Source organism: Photorhabdus hainanensis (genome assembly GCF_018448965.1).
Taxonomy (GTDB): domain Bacteria; phylum Pseudomonadota; class Gammaproteobacteria; order Enterobacterales; family Enterobacteriaceae; genus Photorhabdus; species Photorhabdus akhurstii.
Genome location: NZ_RCWD01000019.1, coordinates 1 through 23,677 on the forward strand (window position 1 = coordinate 1; position 23,677 = coordinate 23,677).

Sequence of the window (23,677 nt, forward strand, 5' to 3'; positions counted from 1 at the left end):
GTTGCACCGCATATGGTTGCGTCTCTGTCGCCAGCGTTGCCAGATACTTTTGCTGAGTGACGACGCAGGGGGATTGGGTATCGTCCAAAATAAACCGAACCCGCTCTAATGGATATTCAGGGGAAATAGGGACATAAGCGCCCCCGGCTTTCAGTGCCGCCAAGATACTGATAACCATGTCCAGACTGCGGTCGAGGTAGAGGGCGATGGGGGTATCCGCTTGCACAGGGGCATGATGGTGTTGCTGACAGCGTTCACGGATCACATAAGCCAGTTGGTTGACTCGTTCGTTAAGCTGGCGGTAGGTCAGGGATTCGCCTTCAAACACCAGCGCCACGTTATCCGGCGTGCTTTCCACCTGGGCTTCAAACAGTTGTGGCAGGGTTTTATCCTGTGGGTAAGGCGCGTCGGTCTGATTCCAGCGGTGCAACAGGGTATGGCGCTCCTGGGCAGACAGGATGTCAATTTCGGACAGCGATTGTGTCTGGTCTGCCACGAAGGCTGCCAGCACCCGTTGATAAATCCCCGCCAGTCTCTCGATGGCAGCCTCAGCAAACAGGCTGACGGCGTAGTTCAGACAAGCGGTAATATCAGTTTGCCCATCGGATAGAAACAGGCTCAGGTCAAACTTGGCGGGGCTGTATAACGATTCATCCAGTGTCACCGGCCTGAACGGCAGACGACTGTCTGGCGGATTTTCTTCAAAGTTCTGCAACCCGAACATCACCTGAAAAATCGGATGGCGGGCGGTGTCACGCTCAATATCCAGCGCCTCAACCAGTTGTTCGAACGGCATGTCCTGATGGGTCTTGGCCTCAGTCACTCGTTGATGGGTCTGTTGAATCAGCGCGTCCACACTGGCGGTTTGTTGAAGTGGTATCCTTAAGGCCAGTGAGTTGACAAACATCCCAATCAGGGATTGGGTTTGGGCGTGGTGGCGGTTATCGGTCGGCGTCCCCAGGACGATATCGTTTTGCCCGGACAATTTTGCCAGCGTGATATAAAAGGCGCTGAGCAGTACGGTATACAGGGTGGTTTCCTGCGCTTTTGCCAGCGTCCTTAACTGTTCAGACAGCCGGGTGCTCAGTACAAAATTGAAATCCTGTCCCTGATAATTCACCTGTGTGGGTCTGGGATAATCGGTGGGCAGGGCTAGTGATTCGTAGCCGGACAGGGCCTGTTGCCAGTAGGCGAGCTGGCGTTCACCGATGTCGCCTTGTAAATAGTCCCGTTGCCAGACGGCGTAATCGCCGTAGGTAATCTCCAGCGGGGGAAGCCGGCTGTCATGACCTTCTCGTAAGGAGTGGTAAATCTCCGCCAGTTCAGCCATAAAGATATTGACCGACCAGCCATCAATGGCGATATGGTGCCATAGCATTAATAAGTAGTGCTGACCGGCAAGCTGATAGTGGCGCAGGCGCAGGCTGGGTTCCGCGGTCAAATCAAACGGGGTGGCTATTTCTGCCCGCACCATGCTCAACAGCGTGTCAGTATTTTCACAGGGCTGGGATTGGATAACCAAATTCCCGTCCAGTTTCTGCGGGTAAACCTGTCCATCATCATCGCTGCGGTACACCATTTTCATTACAGCATGGCGTTCAGCCAGCTGGTTAATGGCGGCCTCCAACAGAGGCAGACAGGTATCATTATCCAGTTGAGCCAGATAAGGGATATGGTAGGTATCGGAGCCTTGTTCAAATTGCTCGATAAATAGCATCCGCTCCTGAGCGAACGATAAGGGATAACGCTCCTGTGTCAAATGAGGAATAACCGTATAAATCTGCTGTTCCATCTGGGTTGTCAGGCCCGCGATGGTTTTCAGAGTAAACAACTGCGCCAGTGAGACCTCGGTTGCCAGTATGCGGCGGATAGCGGTGGTCAGTTTAATTGCCGTCAGGGAGTTGCCCCCGATACGGAAGAAATTATCCTCGATGCTGACTCGCTCCAGCCCTAACACGTCCTGCCAAATGGCACACAGTTGAGTTTCCAGCGCATTGCGGGGCGCTACGTACCCCTCTTTATTTTCCCAGACAGGTTCCGGCAATGCCAGCCGATCCACCTTGCCGTTTAGGGTCAGAGGAACGGACTCAATACGGGTAAAGCTGGCAGGCACCATATGTTCTGGCAGGTGGGAAGATAAGTGCCTGACGAGTTCATCGTCTGAGAGTTTCTTTTCCGTCACCAGATACGCCGCTAGGACTTTATGGCCGTTATGATTACGGTCAATCACCACTGCCTGTTTGACTTGAGGATGAGTCGCAAGGGCAGTCTCAATTTCGCCCAGTTCTATGCGGTAACCGCGGATTTTGACTTGGAAATCATCGCGTCCGAGATATTCCAGATTGCCATCCGGCCGCCAGCGGACTAAATCACCGGTTTTATACAGACGGGTATAACCTTTGGTTTTATCTGCTGCGGTAGCAAAGGGGTTTGCTATAAACTTCTCGGTGGTGAGTTCAGGCTGGTTCCAGTAACCTCGCGCGACTCCGGCCCCACCGATATGCAGTTCTCCCGGCGCTCCGACAGGAGACAGATGACCATGACTATCAAGAACATAAAGGCGGACGTTATTAATGGCTTTGCCGATATTTGTTGGGATGACCCCAGGCTGATATATTTTTTCGGTCGCACAAACGGTCACTTCGGTTGGACCATAAGAATTGAGGACATCGCTATGACGGCTGAAATGGTCAAGAAAATCCAGCGAGGGGGATTCTCCGGCTGTTATTAATAACTGCAAGGAAGGTAAGTGCGAGCCGATTAACAGCTTGAGTATGGCTGGCGGTAAGGCAGCGATTTCAATGCCTTCTCGTTGAATGAGTTTTTCAATTGCCGGGGCATGACGTTCTGTTTCGCTGCAAAGATAAAGCGTCAGGCCATTAAATAAACTGGGGAAGAGTTCGAAAACAGAACCATCAAACACATAGGCGGCAAACATTAAGGATTTTTTTCTTTTGGCGGCATCAAAAATTTCTGCCTGTGCCGCCGCCATATGAGCCACATTTTTGTGCTCAATCATGACGCCTTTCGGCTGGCCGGTAGTGCCTGAGGTATAAATGATATAAGCCAAATCTGAGGGCTTGTTTACCGATGCCGGATTGTTTACCGGCTGGTCTGCGGTGATTGTCGGGTCATCCGTTGCTATCAGTATCGGCTGTTCCACGCGTGTCTGACTGTATGCCGTCAGCGTTATCAAGTGTCGCTGTTGGGTCAATATGCAGGAAGTTGCCGTATCATCTAAAATAAACCGAACCCGCTCTAATGGATATTCAGGAGAAATGGGCACATAAGCGCCACCGGCTTTCAGTACCGCCAAAATGCTGATAACCATGTCCAGACTGCGGTCGAGGTAGAGGGCGATGGGGGTATCCGCCTGCACAGGTACATGATGATGTGTCTGACACTGTTCACGGATCAGATAGGCCAGTTGGTTTGCCCGTTGGTTAAGCTGGCGATAGGTTAGGGATTCGCCTTCAAACACCAGCGCCACGTTATCCGGCGTGCTTTCCACCTGGGCTTCAAACAGTTGTTGCAGGGTTTTATCCTGTGGGTAAGGCGCATCAGTCTGATTCCAGCGGTGCAGCAGGGTATGGCGCTCCTGGGCGGATAGGATGTCAATTTCGGCCAGCGATTGTGTCTGGTCTGCCACGAAGGCTGCCAGCACTCGCTGATAAATTCCCGCCAGTCTCACGATAGTGGCCTCAGCAAACAGGCTGATGGCGTAATTCAGACACCCGGTAATGTCGGTTTGCCCATCGGATAAAAGCAGGCTCAGGTCAAACTTGGCGGGGCTGTATAACGGCTCATCCGGTGTCACCGGCCTGAACGGCAGACGGTTGTCTGGCGGGTTTTCTCCAAAGCTTTGTAACCCGAACATCACCTGAAAAATCGGATGGCGGGCGGTGTCACGCTCAATATCCAGCGCCTCAACCAGTTGTTCGAACGGCATGTCCTGATGGGTCTTAGCTTCTGTCACTCGTTGATGGGTCTGTTTAATCAGTGCTTCCACACTGGCGGTTTGTTGAAGTGGTATCCTTAAGGCCAGTGAGTTGACAAACATCCCAATCAGGGATTGGGTTTGAGCGTGGTGACGGTTATCTGTCGGCGTCCCCAGGACGATATCGTTTTGCCCGGATAATTTTGCCAGCGTGATATAAAAGGCGCTGAGCAGCACGGTATACAGGGTGGTTTCTTGCGCTTTTGCCAGCGTCCTTAACTGTTCAGACAACCGGGTGCTCAGTACAAATTTGAAATCCCGGCCCTGATAATTCACCCGCGTGGGTCTGGGATAATCGGCGGGCAGGGCCAGTGATTCATAGCCGGACAGAGCCTGCCGCCAGTAAGCGAGCTGGCGTTCACCGACATCGCCCTGTAAATAGTCCCGTTGCCAGACGGCGTAATCGCCGTAGGTAATCTCCAGCGGGGGAAGCCGGCTGTCATGACCTTCTCGTAAGGAGTGGTAAATCTCCGCCAGTTCAGCCATAAAGATATCGACCGACCAGCCATCAATGGCGATATGGTGCCATAGCATTAATAAGTAGTGCTGACCGGCAAGCTGATAGTGGCGCAGGCGCAGGCTGGGTTCCGCAGTCAAATCAAACGGGGTGGCTATTTCAGCCCGTACCATGCTCAACAGCGTGTCAGTATTTTCACAGGGTTGGGACTGGATAACCAAATTCCCGTCCAGTTTCTGCGGGTAAACCTGCCCGTCATCATCGCTGCGGTACACCATCTTCATGACAGCATGGCGCTCAGCCAGCCGGTTAATGGCGGTTTCCAACAGGGGCAGACAGGCATCATCATCCAGTTGAGCCAGATAAGGGATATGGTAGGTATCGGAGCCTTGTTCAAATTGCTCGATAAATAGCATCCGCTCCTGAGCGAACGATAAGGGATAACGTTCCCGTGTCAGATGAGGAATAACCGTATAAATCTGCTGTTCCATCTGGGTTGTCAGGCCCGCGATGGTTTTCAGCGCAAACAACTGCGCCAGTGAGACCTCGGTTGCCAGTATGCGGTGGATGGCGGCGGTCAGCTTAATTGCCGTCAGGGAGTTGCCCCCGATACGGAAGAAATTATCCTCGATGCCCACCCGCTCCAGCCCTAACACGTCCTGCCAAATGGCACACAGTTGAGTTTCCAGCGCATTGCGGGGCGCTACGTACCCCTCTTTATTTTCCCAGACAGGTTCCGGCAATGCTCGCCGATCCACCTTGCCGTTCAGAGTTAGAGGAATGGACTCAATACGGGTAAAGCTGGCCGGTAGCATGTAGTCCGGCAGGTGGGAAGATAAGTGACTGATTAGCTTGTCGTTTGAGAGTGCGTCTTCCGCTACCAGATATGCCGCCAGTGCTTTATTACCCTCATATTCGCGATCGATCACCACGGCCTGTTTTACCTGTGGGTGCAAAGCGAGTGCAGTCTCAATTTCGCCCAGTTCAATGCGATAACCGCGGATTGTGACTTGAAAATCGTTGCGCCCGAGATATTCCAGATTGCCATCCGGCTGCCAGCGGACTAAATCGCCGGTTTTATACAGGCGGGTGTAACCGCGTTCCTTATCTTTATTGGTGGCAAATGGGTTCTCTACAAAACGTTCGGCTGTCAGTTCAGGCCGGTTTAAATATCCCCGAGCCAGTCCCGCGCCTCCGATGTATAACTCTCCGGGTGCGCCAATGGGGACAAGGTTCCCGGAATGATTTAAGACATAGGCGTACATGTCATTTAATGGCCGTCCAATGCAAGATACTGTTGTGGCGTCGCCTTGGGTTAATTTCTTGTAGGTAACATGTACGGTTGTTTCGGTTATCCCATACATATTGATGAGAGCAGGAGATTGATCGCCGTAATGGTTCCACCAGGGTTTCAATTGAACCGGATTCAGTTTATCTCCACCAAAAATCACGTAGCGAAGGTGGGGAAATTCAGCGCCAATATTCAATGACGCATCAATAAAGGCATAAAATGCCCCGGGTGTCTGGTTTAATACGGTAACTTTCTGATCTGAACAGAGATGACTGAATCTGCCGAAATCCTTCGTACATTCTACGGTCGGAATAATTAAACGCCCGCCATAGAGCAATGCGCCCCATAATTCCCAGACACTGAAATCAAATGTGTAAGCATGGTACAGCACCCAGGTATCATTTTGAGCAAATTGATAATCCCCCTGAGTGGTTGCGAATAAACGCACGACATTATGATGTGTCTGCAACACGCCTTTCGGTTGTCCGGTTGTGCCTGAAGTATAGATAACGTACGCCAGATCTGTGGCTCCGCTGACGGATACCGGATTCTCTGTCGAGAGGTTTTCTGTCACTGTTCGATCATCCGCAGCTATCAATGCAGGCTGTTTAGTCTGTGTCTGCGTATATTTCCCTAGCGTTGTCAGATATCGCTGTTGAGTCACCACACAGGGGGATGCGGTATCTTCTAAAATAAACCGGACCCGCTCCGGCGGATATTCCTGGGAGATTGGTACATAGGCTCCCCCGGCTTTCAGCACCGCCAGAATGCTGATGACCATTTCCAGACTACGATCCAGATATAAAGCCACCAGCGTATCGGCTGGCATGGGTTTATTGCACTGCTGTTGATACTGTTCGCGAATCACTGTGGCCAACTGGTTAGCCCGTTCGTTTAGTTGGCGATAAGTCAGTGTTTTCCCTTCGAACACCAACGCTATGTTGTCTGGTTTGGCTGCTACCTGAGCCTCAAATTTCTGCTGGAGAGTGCGGTCTTGCGGATAGGATATATCAGGCTGTTTCCAGGTATGCAGTAATGTATGACGTTCCTGCTCTAATAAAATAGGTAATTCACTGACTAATGATGTAGGGTTGTTGAGTAAGCTAATAAATAGATTTTGTAATCGTTCAAGTATTCTGTTGACATCCTGCTCACTAAAGTATTTCCGCAGATAATTTATCGTTATTTTTAGTTCCTGAGCATACCCATAGTCTTTCAATCTAAAGACAATAGGATAAATATTAAATACTCCATCTATGTGATGGTGCTGATTCTCGGTGACCTCGAATTCTGACTCAGAAAAACGTTCATAGAGAATAGATATATTGGGTAAAGAAAGCTTATGTTTATGAGCAATTCGAGCAAGGTGAGATTGAGGAAATTTACAGTGATAATAACTATTTTTGAGTTCGGATTCTGTTAATTTGATCTGTTCAATCACACTAGCCGCATGAGAAATATGACAATGCGCCGGATACATATTCGCATGCATCCCAACAACATATTTTTTTGATTTATCCTCTCTTCCATGTGTGATCGTGTTAAAAACCAGCTCTTGTCGCCCTGTGAGTTCAGTCATAATAATGCTGACCAGACTCGAAAAGATGAATAGCGGATTGGTTTTGTATTCTCTACAAAAATTACGCAAATCTTCTTTAATTGGAAGAGGTAGTATTAACGTACAATCATCACTACCTGTATCTTGGTAGCAAGGTGTTAATTGATGTATTTCTTTTTGTTTCAGAAAATCAAACCAATAACTCTTATCTTTTTCATATTGAGTGCTATTTAAATATTTTCTCGACTTGATTATTGTAGTTAAATATTGTGGAATTTCTGACAACCATATTGTTGATGTTCCGTTTTCAAGACATTTGTATAATTTATGGGCATATTCATGAAGTCGATATAACCCGACACCATCAATCATAATATGATGGAATTTAGTGAAAAAGTAATGTTTTTCATTATCTAAGCGAATTAGTGTAACCTGATATGGAGTTTCTTTTAAATAATCAATAGGAATACCTACTTGTTGCTTCATCCAAAGATAGGCTTTCTTTTCAGGATCAAGCTGCATCGAAACATCGTAATACTTGATTAATTCTGGCGTACTCTGATTTTGAATATATTGAATAGCTTCATTATTCGAATTAATTGATATACGTAAACGTAACATATCAATGTGTTGATATAGTAAATTCCACACTTTTTGCAGAATAACGATATCGACATTTTTCTCTATCAATGTATACCAGCCGAGACTGTGTATTGGACTATTCTCATAAAGCACTTGTTCGTAAAACACATCTTCCTGAGAAGGATGAAGACTATATAAGTTCGAATCCAACGAACCCTCAGATGTTCTCATAATCAGTTATACGAATGTATTCCGCTTGTAAGTTATTTGTAGTTTATACCCGTTATCTTTCAAGTCGCCTCTTTGTTGGCTGCGCTCACTCACCCCGGTCACATAGTTATCTATGCTCCCGGGGATTCGCTCCCTTGCCGCCGCGATGCATCTTGAAATCCATAGGGTATATGGTGCGAATGAGTAGATTTCACTACTTTCCTGACTTTAAATTATTTATGTTGCAGCATTAATTTAATAGGCATTGGCATAATCTATCATAGCGTCATTACAGATAATCTCGCAATCTTTCAACACTCTTCCTCATGAAAAAATAGTTAATATAATAATTTATTTGCTAATGATTCACTTTCTATTAATTTTCTATACACTCAAACGCACATATTTGTCACCAGCCTTATTTTTTTAAATTTACTTTCGGAATTATTATTATCTTTATTTATCATATTATAATCATGATTTTTTGCGGCGTAATAATGATTGTTATTGAAATTGGTGTCTATATTGTATAACAAGCTTTTTAATCAGAGCAAGACCGCGAATATTTTTTAATTATGAATAAATCAGTTGATTCGGAGAAATAGCCGTGATCTTATACTCTCTTTTTGGGAGCAGATACCATGTACTTTGAGAGGGAACGCCTAAAAATTTTTCTCAGTAGCCAAATTGAATGAAATAAAGACAACGTAATTCCTGGCAAGATAATGTCGTCATTTTTTCCTGTATCTGTAGAACCGCATGTACCACAGTGATAAGGCAATATGTCGATACCAGTTCTTCCACTGCTAAACCTCGTTATGGGTTACAACTGTGGTACCAGGAAAAACATTTTCTCTCTTAAATTATATTTTTGTAAAGTTAATGTAAATAATTTGTGACTAAAAACACAAAAATAAGAAAAACATTATTCCTTGATTATTAGAAAGAAATAATATTAACAAATTGATTTATAAGAAAATAAAAATAATAACTCTGTAAATATGTTATTTTAGTTAACGATTTGGCCTATTGAATATACATGTATATACAATTATACATTTAACAAATATCCAAAGACCAACAAGGAGCCAGATCGTGACCGCCCAGAATAATAAATTTCGTAATGTCGATATCCGGGCTTTCAGAGGAACACAATTAACAGCCAAAAGTTGGCTAACCGAAGCTCCTCTGCGCATGTTAATGAATAATCTTGATCCGGAAGTTGCTGAAAGCCCTGATGAACTGGTGGTGTATGGCGGTATTGGCCGGGCTGCTAGAGATTGGGAATGTTATGACAAGATTATTGAAACACTGAAAAAGTTGGAAGACGATGAAACGTTGTTAATCCAATCGGGTAAGCCGGTTGGGGTATTTAAAACCCACCGTAATGCCCCACGGGTACTCATTGCAAATTCGAATTTGGTGCCGCACTGGGCGACTTGGGAACACTTCAATGAGCTGGATGCTAAAGGGCTGGCTATGTATGGCCAAATGACGGCGGGTAGCTGGATTTACATTGGCAGTCAGGGAATTGTTCAAGGCACCTATGAAACGTTTGTGGAAGCTGGCCGCCAACATTATAACGGTAGTTTACAGGGTCGTTGGGTGTTAACTGCTGGTTTGGGTGGTATGGGGGGAGCGCAACCGCTGGCTGCGACATTGGCTGGAGCGTGTTCGCTAAATATTGAATGTCAGCAAAGCAGGATTGATTTCCGTCTGCGTACGGGTTATGTCGATGAGCAAGCGAAAGATCTGGATGACGCCTTGGCTCGGATCGAAAAATACACTCAGGAAGGCAAAGCTATCTCTATCGCACTGTGTGGTAATGCGGCTGAAATTTTGCCGGAATTAGTCCGTCGTGGTGTGCGCCCGGATTTGGTCACTGACCAGACAAGCTCACACGATCCTCTCAACGGCTATTTGCCAAAAGAGTGGAGTTGGGAAGAATATCGCCAACGTGCTATTTCGGCACCGGCAGAGGTCATCAAAGCAGCAAAAGCTTCAATGGTGGAACATGTTGAGGCAATGTTGACTTTCCATAAGCAGGGTATTCCTGTTTTTGATTACGGCAACAATATTCGCCAAATGGCATATGAAGTCGGCGTAGAAAATGCTTTCGATTTCCCTGGTTTTGTTCCTGCCTATATTCGCCCGTTATTTTGCCGTGGTATCGGGCCTTTCCGTTGGGTAGCGCTTTCTGGTGATCCACAGGATATCTATAAAACCGACGCCAAAGTTAAAGAATTACTCCCTGATGATCAGCATTTGCATCACTGGCTAGATATGGCGAGGGAACGCATTAGCTTTCAGGGATTACCTGCTCGTATCTGCTGGGTTGGTTTAGGGCAACGCGCCAAACTGGGGCTGGCTTTTAACGAAATGGTGCGCAGTGGTGAACTTTCTGCGCCGATTGTTATTGGTCGCGACCATCTGGATTCCGGCTCTGTAGCCAGTCCGAACCGCGAAACCGAATCTATGTGTGATGGCTCTGACGCCGTATCGGACTGGCCGTTGTTAAACGCCTTACTTAACACTGCCAGCGGCGCTACCTGGGTTTCTTTGCATCATGGCGGTGGTGTCGGCATGGGTTTCTCACAACATGCCGGTATGGTGATTGTTTGTGATGGAACCGATGAAGCCGCAGAACGTATAGCTCGGGTGCTGCATAACGATCCCGCCACTGGGGTTATGCGTCATGCTGATGCAGGCTATGAAATCGCTGTCCATTGTGCCAAAGAGCAAGGATTAAACTTGCCGATGCTTAATACAAAATAAGGAACATTATGAAGCAACTAACTATTTATCCAGGCAAATTGACCCTTGATGAGCTACGTCAGGTTTATCTACAACCGGTGAAAATCACGCTGGATAGTCAGATTTTTCCTGCTATTGAACACAGTGTGGAGTGTGTTAATGCGATTCTTGCTGAAAATCGCACTGCCTACGGAATTAATACCGGGTTCGGGCTATTAGCCAGTACACGGATTGAAAAAGATGATTTAGAAAAACTACAGCGTTCGCTGGTTGTCTCTCATGCTGCCGGGGTCGGTGAAGCGTTGGACGATAGTATGACCCGGTTGATCATGGTATTGAAAATTAACAGCCTCTCCCGTGGTTACTCCGGTATTCGTCTTGCCGTTATTCAGGCATTAATCGCGTTAGTCAATGCGGAAATTTATCCTCATATTCCTTGCAAAGGATCGGTGGGGGCTTCTGGTGATTTAGCGCCGTTGGCGCATATGAGTCTGTTATTACTTGGGGAAGGGCAAGCGCGTTATCAGGGCGAATGGCTGCCAGCCAAAGAAGCGCTGGCAAAGGCCAATTTACAACCCATTACATTAGCGGCTAAAGAAGGTTTGGCGTTACTCAATGGAACCCAAGTCTCTACCGCTTTTGCGTTACGTGGATTATTTGAAGCGGAAGATCTGCTGGCGGCGGCGATAGTTTGTGGTTCTTTATCCGTAGAGGCGGCATTGGGTTCCCGCAAACCGTTTGATGCCCGTGTACATGAAGTGCGGGGGCAACAGGGGCAGATCGATGTTGCCGCATTGTATCGTTATGTATTGGAAGAGAGCAGTGAATTATCAGATTCTCATATCAATTGTCCCAAGGTACAGGACCCTTATTCATTACGTTGTCAGCCGCAAGTTATGGGAGCCTGCTTGACTCAATTGCGTCATGCCGCTGATGTTATTCTGACCGAAGCTAATGCCGTATCTGATAACCCATTGGTGTTTGCTGAGCAGGGAGAAGTGATTTCCGGTGGTAATTTCCATGCTGAACCTGTTGCAATGGCGTCTGATAATTTGGCGCTGGTATTAGCGGAAATAGGTGCGTTGTCAGAACGACGTATTGCGTTGTTGATGGATTCACATATGTCACAGCTTCCGCCTTTCCTGGTTGAGAATGGTGGCGTGAATTCAGGTTTTATGATTGCACAGGTGACGGCAGCGGCGCTTGCCAGTGAAAATAAAGCGTTGGCGCACCCGGCGAGTGTTGACAGTTTACCGACGTCGGCCAATCAGGAAGATCATGTCTCAATGGCGCCGGCTGCGGGGCGTCGTTTATGGCAGATGGCAGAAAATACCCGAGGTATTTTGGCAGTTGAATGGTTATCTGCCTGCCAGGGAATTGATTTCCGTAATGGCCTGAGAAGCAGCCCGATTTTGGAAGCAGCGCGTAGTATCCTGCGAGCGAGAGTAGATTATTATGATCAGGATCGTTTTTTTGCGCCTGATATTGATGCTGCGGTAAAATTATTAGCCGAGCAACATCTCTCCTCATTACTTCCTTCTGGACAGATATTACAGAGTAAAAATAGTCGTTAAACAAACTAATGGCCGGCGCCTGACCGGCCTGATTATCACATTTATCTTTCTCATAAAACCCAATAATAAAAGATAAGAGGGTAAATCATGCAAGCCTCATTACAACTAGAGCGAGGACTCAACGCACGCCATATCCGGTTTATGGCGTTGGGTTCTGCGATTGGTACAGGTCTTTTTTATGGTTCTGCTGAAGCAATAAACATGGCTGGTCCGGCAGTATTGTTAGCTTATTTAGTGGGCGGCGCTGCTGTTTTTATGGTGATGCGTGCTTTAGGGGAGATGGCGGTCCACAGGCCGGATGCCGGCTCTTTTGCCAGTTACGCTCATCAATATTTAGGCCCGTTACCCGGATTTATTACCGGCTGGACTTATACTTTCGAAATGATCATCGTTTGTCTGGCGGATGTGACCGCTTTTGGCATTTATATGGGGCTATGGTACCCGGAAGTACCGCGTTGGATATGGGTACTTAGCATTATTTTCATTATTGGCGCCCTCAATCTTTGCAAAGTTAAAGTGTTTGGCGAAATGGAATTCTGGTTATCGATTCTGAAAGTCGCTGCAATCAGCGCCATGATTATTGCCGGAACAGGTATCATTCTGTTTGGTTTTAGCGGCCATTTTCAGGCGACGGGAGTTCAAAATCTGTGGCAACACGGTGGCTTTATGCCTAATGGGTTGGGTGGCATTATTGAGTCTCTGGCTGTTGTGATGTTTGCTTTCGGCGGTATTGAAATCATCGGTATTACATCCAGTGAAGCTAAAAATCCGGCTAAAATGATCCCGCAAGCGATTAACTCTATCCCGTTTCGTATTCTTCTGTTTTATATATTCACTATTTTTGTATTAATGGCGATTTACCCTTGGAATAGCATCGGCCAAGAAGGTAGCCCATTTGTCGCAATATTTCAGGGGTTAGGCATTGGTTCGGCGGCGAATATTCTGAATATTGTCGTCATTACGGCGGCAATTTCGGCCATTAACAGCGATATCTTTGGCGCTGGTCGTATGATGTACGGTATGGCTGAGAAAGGATTAGCCCATAAAAAATTTATGCATTTAAGCCGTAATGGGGTGCCTTGGGTGACAATCATGGTTATAACGTTGGCATTATTGTGTGCCGTGGTTCTCAATTACTTGCTTCCTAAACAGGTATTCGTCATTGTTGCTTCGATTGCGACTTTTGCCACCGTGTGGGTTTGGTTAATGATTTTGCTATCTCAATTTGCTATGCGTAGAAAAATGTCACCGGGAGAAGTACAGAAATTACAATTCCCGGTACCGATGTGGCCTGTTGCGCCGATTCTGACCATCGTGTTTATGATATTTATCATTGCTGTTCTCAGTTACTTTCCGGCGACACGCATTGCGTTCTATGTAGGAGGAGTATGGATCGTGCTGTTGACATCCGCCTATTATTTATGGATACGAAAAAATGTCATTATTGTGAACCCTCAATCAGTCAAAGAAACACAGTGTTAAATATGTAAAACCAAACCGTCTTGTTGTTGAATAAGACGGTTTATGCCAAAAATTAATTAAGAATCTGCAATAAAACATCCAGGTTGCCTTTTTAATTGCCATTCCTTAATTCATTGCTTGCTGAACATTAGCACTGAAAATTCTATATCATTACCTGATATAAAGCTGATTTGTTTCAATGATCGTGGCAAACTAGCAGGCTAATGAATTTGCAGGGCTGGAGGCGCTTTTGGACAAGATTTTTATCGATGAGGCAGTAGCTGAGTTATATACCATTCAGGATATGTTGCGCTGGTCTGTTAGCCGGTTTAATGCGGCGAATATTTATTACGGGCACGGTACAGACAATCCCTGGGATGAGGCGCTGCAACTGGTTCTTCCATCACTGTTTTTGCCGCTGGATATCCCACAAGAGATGCTAACCACGCGACTGACATCAACTGAACGTCATCGTATTGTCGAAAGGGTACTGCGCCGTATTAATGATCGTATTCCGGTTGCTTATTTGACTAACAGAGCCTGGTTTTGTGGTCATGAGTTCTATGTTGATGAACGGGTTTTGGTTCCGCGTTCACCGATTGGTGAATTAATTAATAATGAATTTGCAGGATTGATCCCTGACCAACCTGCTAATATCCTCGATCTCTGCACGGGTAGTGGTTGTATTGCTATTGCCTGTGCATATGCTTTCCCGGAAGCAGAAATAGATGCCGTGGATATTTCCGCAGATGTGTTGGCCGTGACTGAACAGAATATTCAGAATCACGGCCTTGACCACCGAGTTATTCCGATTCGTTCTGATCTGTTCCGCGATATGCCGCCGGTTAAATACGATCTTATTGTCACAAATCCGCCTTATGTCGATGCCGAGGATATGAGCGACTTGCCGGAAGAGTTTCGCCGTGAGCCTGAGTTGGGTTTGGCGGCGGGTTCAGATGGTTTGAAACTGGCTCGCCGTATTCTGGCGACTGCTCCAGATTTTCTCACCGAACGAGGTGTGTTGATTTGCGAGGTTGGCAACAGTATGGTGCATTTGATTGAACAATATCCTGATGTGCCATTTACCTGGTTGGAATTTGAATATGGTGGCGATGGCGTATTTATGTTGACGCGTCAACAGTTGGTTGAGCATCACGAGCATTTTCGTTTATTCAAAGATTGAATAATTGAATAGGTTGTAGCTGCGGTAATAATGCAAAACGGGCAGAATCAAATAAAAGAACGATTAACAGGAAGGAATTGGGATGGCGGGAAATAGTATCGGGCAATTTTTCCGGGTCACCACTTTTGGCGAATCTCACGGTTTGGCGTTGGGATGTATTGTCGATGGTGTGCCGCCGGGCATTGCAATCACAGAAGCCGATTTGCAAGTTGATTTAGACAGGCGTCGTCCGGGAACGTCCCGTTATACAACGCAGCGCCGTGAGCCGGATCAGGTTCGCGTTCTTTCGGGCGTATTTGAAGGGGTAACAACCGGTACCAGTATCGGTTTACTCATTGAAAATACTGACCAGCGTTCTCAGGATTACAGCGCTATTAAAGATGTGTTTCGTCCAGGCCATGCCGATTACACTTATGAACAGAAATACGGTATCCGCGATTATCGTGGCGGGGGCCGCTCTTCTGCGCGTGAAACGGCGATGCGTGTTGCCGCAGGTGCAATAGCGAAAAAATATTTGTTGGATAAATATGGTATTCGTATCCGTGCCTGTTTGACCCAAATGGGCAATATCCATTGCCAATTGAAAGATTGGGAACAGGTGGAGCAAAACCCATTTTTCAGTCCTGATGAGACTAAACTTGAACAACTTGATGCCTTGATGCGTGAACTGAAAAAAGCGGGGGACTCTATTGGCGCGAAAGTGACGGTTGTCGCGGAAAATGTTCCGGCTGGTTTGGGAGAACCGGTTTTCGACCGTCTTGATGCTGATATTGCTCATGCGCTGATGAGTATTAACGCAGTAAAAGGCGTCGAAATTGGCGATGGTTTCGGTGTTATCAATTTACGCGGCAGCGAAAACAGAGATGAAATAACTGCTCTGGGATTCACCAGCAATCATGCGGGAGGAATTCTGGGTGGTATTAGCAGCAGCCAGCCAATTATTGCTCATATTGCGTTGAAACCGACATCCAGCATTATGGTGCCGGGTAAAACGGTTAATCGTCAGGGTGAAGAGGTGGAAATGGTCACTCGTGGCCGCCATGATCCTTGTGTTGGTATCCGCGCCGTACCGATTGCGGAAGCAATGATGGCTATTGTGTTGATGGATCACTTATTACGCCAAAGAGCACAGTGTGCTGATGTCGAATCCAGCCTTCCTCGCTGGTGAACTTGAGAATGAAGCTAGCCTTGAAAATCCCAGAGACTGAAATGGGTAGCTTGAATATTGATAAGCGGTTGCTGTTGATGGGATGAAATATGGACTGGTTATTGTCGTCAGGTGCGGAAGTTTACATTTTGCTCTTTCTGGTTGCAATGATGGCTGGATTTATTGACTCAATTTCTGGCGGTGGCGGTTTACTAACCATCCCGGCGCTGTTATCCGTTGGAGTCTCGCCGGTACAGGCGCTGGCGACAAACAAGTTGCAGGCAGTGGGCGGTTCCTTCTCTGCCAGCTTCTATTTTGTCCGTTATGGTGCGGTTGATCTCAAATCTCAACGCTTTGCCATATTGATGACATTACTTGGCTCAATGGCTGGTGCGATTATTGTCCAGTTTATAAAGCCGGATTTTCTCTGTCAGCTATTGCCGGTTTTGGTCATTATCATTGGTCTTTATTTCCTTTTGACGCCAGCCATTGGCATAGAAGAGCGCCATCGTCGCTTGACGCCTGTGGCATTCGCCTTGCTTGTCGGGAGTGGACTGGGTTTATATGACGGCATATTTGGCCCCGGTGTCGGCTCATTTTATGCGTTAGCTTATGTCGTGTTGTGTGGCTATAACCTGGCGAAATCCACCGCTCATGCTAAAGTACTGAACTTTGCTTCTAACGTAGGTTCACTGGCGCTTTTTATCCTTGGCGGTCAAGTTTTGTGGGTATTGGGCCTTGTGATGTTGGCAGGACAGGTGATTGGCGCACGGTTGGGTGCAAGTTTAGTTTTGACTCATGGACAGAAACTGATTCGCCCAATGATTGTCATCATCTCCTTTTTGATGAGTATTAAATTACTGAATGATAATCACGGCGATACGATCCGTAGCTGGTTGGCATTTTATTTCTGATTCAGGGTTTTGTTTTTAATTCATGATAATGCATAACTATCAACAACTTATTGATATTTTTAATCGCTGTTTTGGTGATGAATACAACACACGTTTGGTCAAAGGTGATAATGAACCTATTTACCTGCCGGCAGATGAAGAGATCTCCTATAACCGGATTGTATTTGCTCATGGTTTTTATGCCAGTGCATTACATGAAATTGCGCATTGGTGCATTGCGGGTAAAGAGCGCCGGAAATTGGTGGATTTTGGTTACTGGTATTGCCCGGATGGTCGTGACGCACAGACGCAAAGTGAATTTGAAAAAGTAGAAATTAAACCACAGGCACTTGATTGGTTGTTTTGTACTGCGGCAGGTTTTCCGTTTAATGTCAGTTGTGACAACCTTGAAGGGGATTTTGAGCCTGATAGATTAGCTTTTCAGCGTAAAGTTCATGCTCAGATCATGGACTATTTAGCGCAGGGAATACCTACGCGAGCGGAGTGCTTTATTCAGGGGCTGCAATCGTTCTACAATACGCCTCCGTTAAAAGCGGAACATTTTCCTTACCCGGAAGATATATTCGCAGAATGAAACTGAATTTGAGGAAAAATGATGCTCGCTGAGTTTGAAACGCGTATTTTAGCGCAAATTGATGGCATGGTAGATCACGCCAGTGATGATGAATTGTTTGCTGGTGGTTATCTCCGCGGGCATCTCACCTTAGCGGTAGCAGAATTGGAGCAGGAAGGCGCACATACGGCTGAACAGCTTCATGACCGTGTTGAAGAAAGTATCCAAAATGCGATTAAAGCGGGAGAATTGGCGCCGCCGGATCAGATTCTGGTTCTTAATACCTGGCAGCGTCTGCTGGATAATGCTAAAACTCAATAAGTTGAATTAAAGCAATAGAATAGAAAAAACGAGCCACCCCCTAAGAAACCATATGAATTTCTTGGGGGCCAGTGGATCAGAAACGGAGACTTAATGGCGATTTTTATTCCTTTTTCCACCATTCAAGAGCAAGCACGAAGTTTCCTTTCAATTAATTCTTGCGCTTCATCCATTATTTGCTGATGTGGGACAGGTTGGCGCGTATCGTTGAGCGCTTCTTGCACTTTAGCGTGAAACCAAGCGTCGTAAGCTTCTGGATCAGCAGTAAAATCGGCAGGTAACGTACCATATTTGGCGATATAGGTGAGTAGGATGCGTACTGCATCTGATATGGTCAATCCTAAATTTGAGAGATTTTCCGTAGCATCAGCCTTGAGTTTATCGTCTACACGAACGTGCAGTATTGATGTTTGAGCAACCATTTTGTTTCCTCCACTTGTCAGACTTTATTATGTGACGTGATATCTGCAATAGTATTGAGATGTATTGAGCTGCCTCCCAAAAGTTACACAAGCATTTTACTTCTTGGGTAGCGCAGTTCCTTAGGGTCTTTCAGTTTTCACTTTACGGCCTTTCAGTAGTTTTCTGATCCAAAAACGGTTTGGATGAAGAGCTGCCAATGTTTCATTATCCAGTGGTAATGGCTCATCAAAGATCTGCCCGGCAAGAATTTCTGCACTGAGTGGCGCAGAGCATAATCCACGAGAACCTAATGCCCCGATAACAAACAGATTGGAATAGCAGGGTGCATCTGTAATGAGGCTCCCTGTGCGGATTTTTTCTGGCAAATCTTGATAATCTGTCATTATTTTATTGAGATCCGGCACATTTCCCACCATTGGCATATGGTCACGGATAACGCAGCGAATACCTTGACGGGATTGTTTAGCAGAAACATCAACCTGATTTACCCATTCGGCATCAGGTAAACATTTCAGCAATCGATCACGGTTCTCCTGTTGTTCTGTTTCAGAATATTCACTATCAAGCCGATGCCGCTGATAACTGGCGCCGATACAGTGGTGTTGATTGGCTGGATTAGCCGGTGTCATATAACCATCGTAGCAAAGCACATTTTGCAATTGGCTCAGATCAGTTGTGGTTGGGATGTGACTGACCTGACCACGCACAGCAGTTACCGGCAGTTTCTCGGTTTGTTCAAATTTGGGGAGATGATGACCGTTGGCAATCACCACCGTTTTATGCTGTGCGTTTAATGGTTGTCCTTGATGCATGAGATGCAGTTGCCAGCCATGCTGGTTGTAATTGAGCGCGGTAACTTGATGATTGAAGCGACAGAGCATTCCTTGCTGTTGTGCCAATTCTGTTGCTGCTTTAGTGAGTTCAGCCGGGCATAGCCATCCGCCCTGTGGATAGTGAATGCCGTGGTGATGAATATCCAGCCCACATTTTTCACTCAACTGGTGACAATTCATGCCGATGGCGAGTTCATTCGGCCATTCTGTCGCCAGCATTTTCTCAATTTTCTTACTACTTTTTTCATCATAGGCAAGCTGGCTGACGCCACACCATTGATGGTTGAAATCAACTCCTTGCGCTGATAACTGTTCATATTGGCGGCGAGCAAAGGTAAATGCGGAGGTAAAAAATTTTTCTAGCCCGTTATTACTACCGTTCAGTAACGGGTAGAGTGCTCCCTGGCGATTACCAGACGCACCTTGTGCCGGAGCTGCATCTTGGCAATAAAGAGTCACCTGTGCTCCACGGCGCAGTAGCGCAAGTGCGGTGAGAATACCGGCAATTCCTCCGCCGATAATCGCGATATCATCGGTGTGGCTTGCTGCCGGTCGGGCAAACCAAGGTGCTGGTAATGGCTGATACTTCTGAGTTGCCAGAACTCCAGTCAGCATTTCTCTTTTTCGACCGAATCCTTTGATTTTACTGACATTAAAACCAGTCTGTTGTAAGCCGCGGCGGACGATGCCGGCAGAAGTAAAGGTTGCAAAAGTGCCTTCTGGATGGGCAAATTGTGCCATTGCGGCAAACAACTGCTCACTCCACATTTGCGGGTTTTTGGCAGGAGCGAAGCCGTCTAAAAACCAGGCATCTATTTTACCGTGAAGAGTGGAATCCATTGTTGGCAATAGATCATTGACGTCACCGAACCATAAATCCAATGTGACAGCGCCATTTGCCATAATCAGTCGGTGGCAGCCTGCCAGAGGTTGAGGCCATTGCTGGCAAAGTTGCTGTGAAAAAATTCCAAGTTCAGGCCAGCGTTGATGAGCGGCTTTTAAATCATTGGTTTTCAGCGGATACTTCTCAAAACTGATGAAATGTAGACGTTTCAACGGCGCATTAGGATTTTGCTGTCGAAATACATCAAATGATTGCCAGAGCGTCAGAAAATTTAATCCTGTTCCGAAGCCGGTTTCCGCGATTACACAATTAGAACGGGAATGAGTACTGAATCGTTGGGGAAAGCGGTTGCCATTAAGAAATACATAACGGGTTTCTTCCAGCCCATCCTGATTTGAGAAGTAAACGTCATCAAACTGCGTTGAAACTGGAGTACCTTGATCATTCCAACTTAGGGTTGCGGTACAGATAGCAGAATTTTTCACGGTAATGCCTGCAATATTACTGATAATAATGCGATTTTAGCGAGGTTGAGATTGATGTACCACCTGACAGAAGAAAAGAGTGAAAAAGTGCTGATTTGAACAGCAGCCAGCGCCTGTATTTGGACAAGCGCTGGACATTATTGGGCATTATATCAACAATCATTCTGTTCAGCTCTTCGCCAGGTACCCGGCGGCCAAACACAAAAGCCCTGCGGCAATGCCTTCAACCCAGCGACGGCGATGATCGCTGAATGAACCTTTTTGCCCCATGTGTTGCCAATATGAGTTACCAATCTGTACCCGAACGAAATATTGACTTTGGCAAAGAGAATTGCTGAGGAGACATTTGCTTTGATATGGAATGTTTCTCTATGGGGAAAACATTTCATATGTTCATTATTAAAGAGTAAATAATTTTACACACGATACCTTATTATGAGTAAGTTCTCCTTATAATAAAGCCGGGATGCCCAAGGAAATAATGCCCCGCCAGCGAAGCGGGGTTTGTATTTATAAATGAATGTGAAATTCGCATAATTCTTTAAATTCTTTTGATTGCCTCTCTTTTAAATGTGATGAAATCGTATCAGTCATTGATATCATTTTGCGCTTGGCCGCTTCTTATTAGCTCGTTTTAAGTAATCTGAGTTTTGCATAGGTGTAGGTATGAATACATCTTTTGAATTGAATTCGGCAATCTCCTTAATATTACTTCTGTATATAGACTCTAATAATCTCTGATTCCTACTGGATATAATCATAATTAGCCCATAAAGTGTCATGAATGCGCCAATTAGAATATGATTTTGTTGTGAAGTAATTGGTTCAGTGTTGTTAAAATTGTTGCTATATTGTGACAGAGTGTTTGTGTCCATATTAAAAGCCACTAGGACCCATATGATACCAACGCTCAGTAGAAGATAACCAAGTCCTCTCATTATTAACCCCCATTAGGATTATTGGGTAAAGTTACTTAGGTCTTACAATGAACCGACCATTTGCATATAACGTAGCATAATTACCATCATCTTTTGTGTGAATAATGGCTTTATCTGTTGATAAAGTTGAAAACTTTCTGTTCTAAAACGTTTATTGCTGTAAATTTGGTTATTTTACGTAATTCAGTCACTAATATAACATAGGGATTGATTCATTTCATGAAAATTTTATTCATCCTTATTATTCTCTGTTATTAAATTTTTTTGCTAATTAGCAAAAAAATTAATAAAAATAACAAGTATATAAACTTATATATAAATATAAGCCTACTAATCATTATTCGGATGCTTGATAAACTCATATATATTGCATTGATATTATTATCCTTAGTCTAAATTTTTGATGGAAATTAAAAGTATTTTATGATTTTATTGTTCACCAAAATAATTCCTATCTGAAATTTATTTTTGTCTATTAAAGCCCGAATGCTTTTTACTGTATTCTATGAAAGTTAACGGTTATTTTGACGTGAAAACATATTGGGGTTTTTAGAGAGATGAATTTTTCTTCGTAATTTTATCCTGATCGGACTTGTTCAGCGTACAAGTGTACGCTAGAGTGCTACATAGCATAGATAGAAATCCCGCGGATAAACACATTTAATGAGGTATTTGATGAAGCGTGTAGTGATCACTGGCTTGGGTATTGTTTCCAGCATTGGTAATAATCAGAAAGAAGTACTGGCATCTCTGAAAGAAGGCCGCTCCGGGATAACTTTTTCTGAGAAATTCAAAGAGATAGGAATGAGAAGCCATGTCTGGGGGAATGTAAAACTGGATACCGCCGGGTTAATAGACCGAAAAATTCAGCGTTTCATGAGCGATGCCTCTGTTTATGCTTATCTGGCGATGGATGAAGCAATTAAAGATTCTGGCCTGACTGATGATCAGGTTTCCAATATTCGTAGCGGATTGGTAGTGGGTTCTGGTGGTGGCTCTCCATATAACCAGGTTGCGAGTGCTGATGGTATGCGCGCTCGTGGTTTACGCGGTGTGGGGCCTTATATGGTAACCCGCGCAATGGCTTCCGGTGTGTCAGCTTGCCTTGCGACTCCTTTTAAAATCAAAGGGGTAAATTATTCTATCAGTTCTGCCTGTTCTACTTCTGCTCATTGCATTGGTCATGCGGCTGAACTTATTCAGTTAGGAAAACAGGATATTGTTTTTGCCGGTGGTGGTGAAGAGCTGTGCTGGGAAATGAGCTGTGAATTTGATGCAATGGGCGCACTTTCAACTAAATACAACGAAACTCCAGAAAAATCGTCCCGCACTTATGATAAAAACCGTGATGGTTTTGTTATTGCTGGCGGCGGCGGTATTGTTGTTGTGGAAGAATTAGAGCATGCACTGGCGCGTGGCGCACACATATACGCTGAAATTGTTGGTTATGGTGCAACATCGGATGGCGCAGATATGGTTGTTCCATCTGGCGAAGGTGCGGTTCGTTGTATGAATATGGCATTGCAAGGTGTGAAAGGTTCCATCGATTATGTGAATACGCATGGTACTTCTACTCCTGCGGGTGATTTGAAAGAGTTGGAAGCGATCAGGGAAGTCTTTGGTGATACAACACCGGCAATTTCTGCAACAAAAGCGATGACTGGTCATTCACTGGGCGCTGCCGGTGTACACGAAGCGATTTATAGCCTACTGATGTTAGAACATGATTTTATTGCGCCGAGTATTAACATTGAAGATCTTGATGATAAAGCGGCAGGCATGAATATCATCACTAAACCTACTGAGCAAAAGTTGAATACGGTGATGTCCAATAGTTTTGGTTTCGGTGGCACTAATGCTTCTTTGGTGATGAGCAAGTATTTAGGTTGATTCCCCCATCACAGATTATTTCGGACCAAAAATGGTCATTACTTGATACATCTTAGGTGACTGCGTATAGCGGATCACCTTTGTGTATAGTCCCGTTTCTGCGTGTTGTTTGTATCTTGTTTATACCCGTCATCTTTCAAGTTGCCTCTTTGTTGGCTGCGCTCGCTCACCCCGGTCACATAGTTTGCTATGCTCCCGGGGATTCACTCCCTTGCCGTCGCGATGCACCTTGAAATCCATAAGGTATATTCGTTTATATAAA

General features: G+C 45.5%; 12 protein-coding genes. 9 read left to right on the forward strand and 3 right to left on the reverse strand.

Translation table 11 applies throughout. The features are described from left to right. Nucleotides 1-8,095, reverse strand: an 8,095-nt coding sequence (locus tag EAE92_RS12855) for a non-ribosomal peptide synthetase (protein ID WP_246545176.1), incomplete at its 3' end; no start/stop codon positions are given. 1,095 nt (nt 8,096-9,190) lie between these two features. Between EAE92_RS12855 and hutU the strand changes: the two genes are divergently transcribed. The 8 genes from hutU (at nt 9,191) to EAE92_RS12895 (ending at nt 18,002) form a co-directional block, all read left to right on the forward strand. After that, nucleotides 9,191-10,870 carry a urocanate hydratase gene (gene hutU, locus EAE92_RS12860; RefSeq protein ID WP_214068370.1) on the forward strand — a complete coding sequence of 560 codons (1,680 nt, stop codon included), beginning with the start codon at nt 9,191-9,193 and terminating at the stop codon, nt 10,868-10,870. 8 nt (nt 10,871-10,878) lie between these two features. Continuing rightward, nucleotides 10,879-12,423: a histidine ammonia-lyase gene (hutH, locus tag EAE92_RS12865; RefSeq protein WP_214068371.1), complete on the forward strand. Its 1,545-nt coding sequence runs from the start codon at nt 10,879-10,881 to the stop codon at nt 12,421-12,423. 87 nt (nt 12,424-12,510) lie between these two features. Then, nucleotides 12,511-13,905 carry an amino acid permease gene (locus EAE92_RS12870; RefSeq protein WP_214068372.1) on the forward strand — a complete coding sequence of 465 codons (1,395 nt, stop codon included), beginning with the start codon at nt 12,511-12,513 and terminating at the stop codon, nt 13,903-13,905. Nucleotides 13,906-14,134: 229 nt separating this feature from the next. Next, a complete protein-coding gene (gene prmB / locus EAE92_RS12875; protein ID WP_214068373.1) occupies nt 14,135-15,067 on the forward strand; it encodes a 50S ribosomal protein L3 N(5)-glutamine methyltransferase in 933 nt (310 codons plus the stop codon). A gap of 82 nt (nt 15,068-15,149) precedes the next feature. Continuing rightward, complete coding sequence (gene aroC, locus EAE92_RS12880; RefSeq protein WP_214068374.1) at nt 15,150-16,235, forward strand: chorismate synthase; 1,086 nt, start codon at nt 15,150-15,152, stop codon at nt 16,233-16,235. A gap of 89 nt (nt 16,236-16,324) precedes the next feature. After that, on the forward strand, nt 16,325-17,128 hold the full coding sequence (locus tag EAE92_RS12885) for a sulfite exporter TauE/SafE family protein (RefSeq protein WP_036814025.1): 804 nt from the start codon (nt 16,325-16,327) through the stop codon (nt 17,126-17,128). Nucleotides 17,129-17,150: 22 nt separating this feature from the next. Next, nucleotides 17,151-17,702: an elongation factor P hydroxylase gene (locus tag EAE92_RS12890; protein ID WP_214068375.1), complete on the forward strand. Its 552-nt coding sequence runs from the start codon at nt 17,151-17,153 to the stop codon at nt 17,700-17,702. Nucleotides 17,703-17,723: 21 nt separating this feature from the next. Continuing rightward, nucleotides 17,724-18,002, forward strand: coding sequence for a YfcL family protein (locus tag EAE92_RS12895; RefSeq protein ID WP_036778735.1), 279 nt, complete (start codon nt 17,724-17,726; stop codon nt 18,000-18,002). Nucleotides 18,003-18,124: 122 nt separating this feature from the next. Here EAE92_RS12895 and EAE92_RS12900 read toward each other — a convergent pair whose 3' ends face one another. Both EAE92_RS12900 and mnmC read right to left on the reverse strand, forming a co-directional pair. Beyond that, the gene (locus EAE92_RS12900; protein WP_214068376.1) at nt 18,125-18,424 is read right to left on the reverse strand and encodes a type II toxin-antitoxin system RelB/DinJ family antitoxin; all 300 of its coding nucleotides are present in this window, start codon (nt 18,422-18,424) and stop codon (nt 18,125-18,127) included. A 120-nt stretch (nt 18,425-18,544) separates the two neighbouring features. Continuing rightward, nucleotides 18,545-20,587 carry a bifunctional tRNA (5-methylaminomethyl-2-thiouridine)(34)-methyltransferase MnmC2/FAD-dependent 5-carboxymethylaminomethyl-2-thiouridine(34) oxidoreductase MnmC1 gene (gene mnmC / locus EAE92_RS12905; RefSeq protein WP_214068377.1) on the reverse strand — a complete coding sequence of 681 codons (2,043 nt, stop codon included), beginning with the start codon at nt 20,585-20,587 and terminating at the stop codon, nt 18,545-18,547. A gap of 1,613 nt (nt 20,588-22,200) precedes the next feature. Here mnmC and fabB point away from each other — a divergent pair. After that, entirely contained in the window at nt 22,201-23,415 is a 1,215-nt protein-coding gene (gene fabB, locus EAE92_RS12910) for a beta-ketoacyl-ACP synthase I (RefSeq protein WP_214068378.1), read from the forward strand. Nucleotides 23,416-23,677 lie beyond the last annotated feature (262 nt).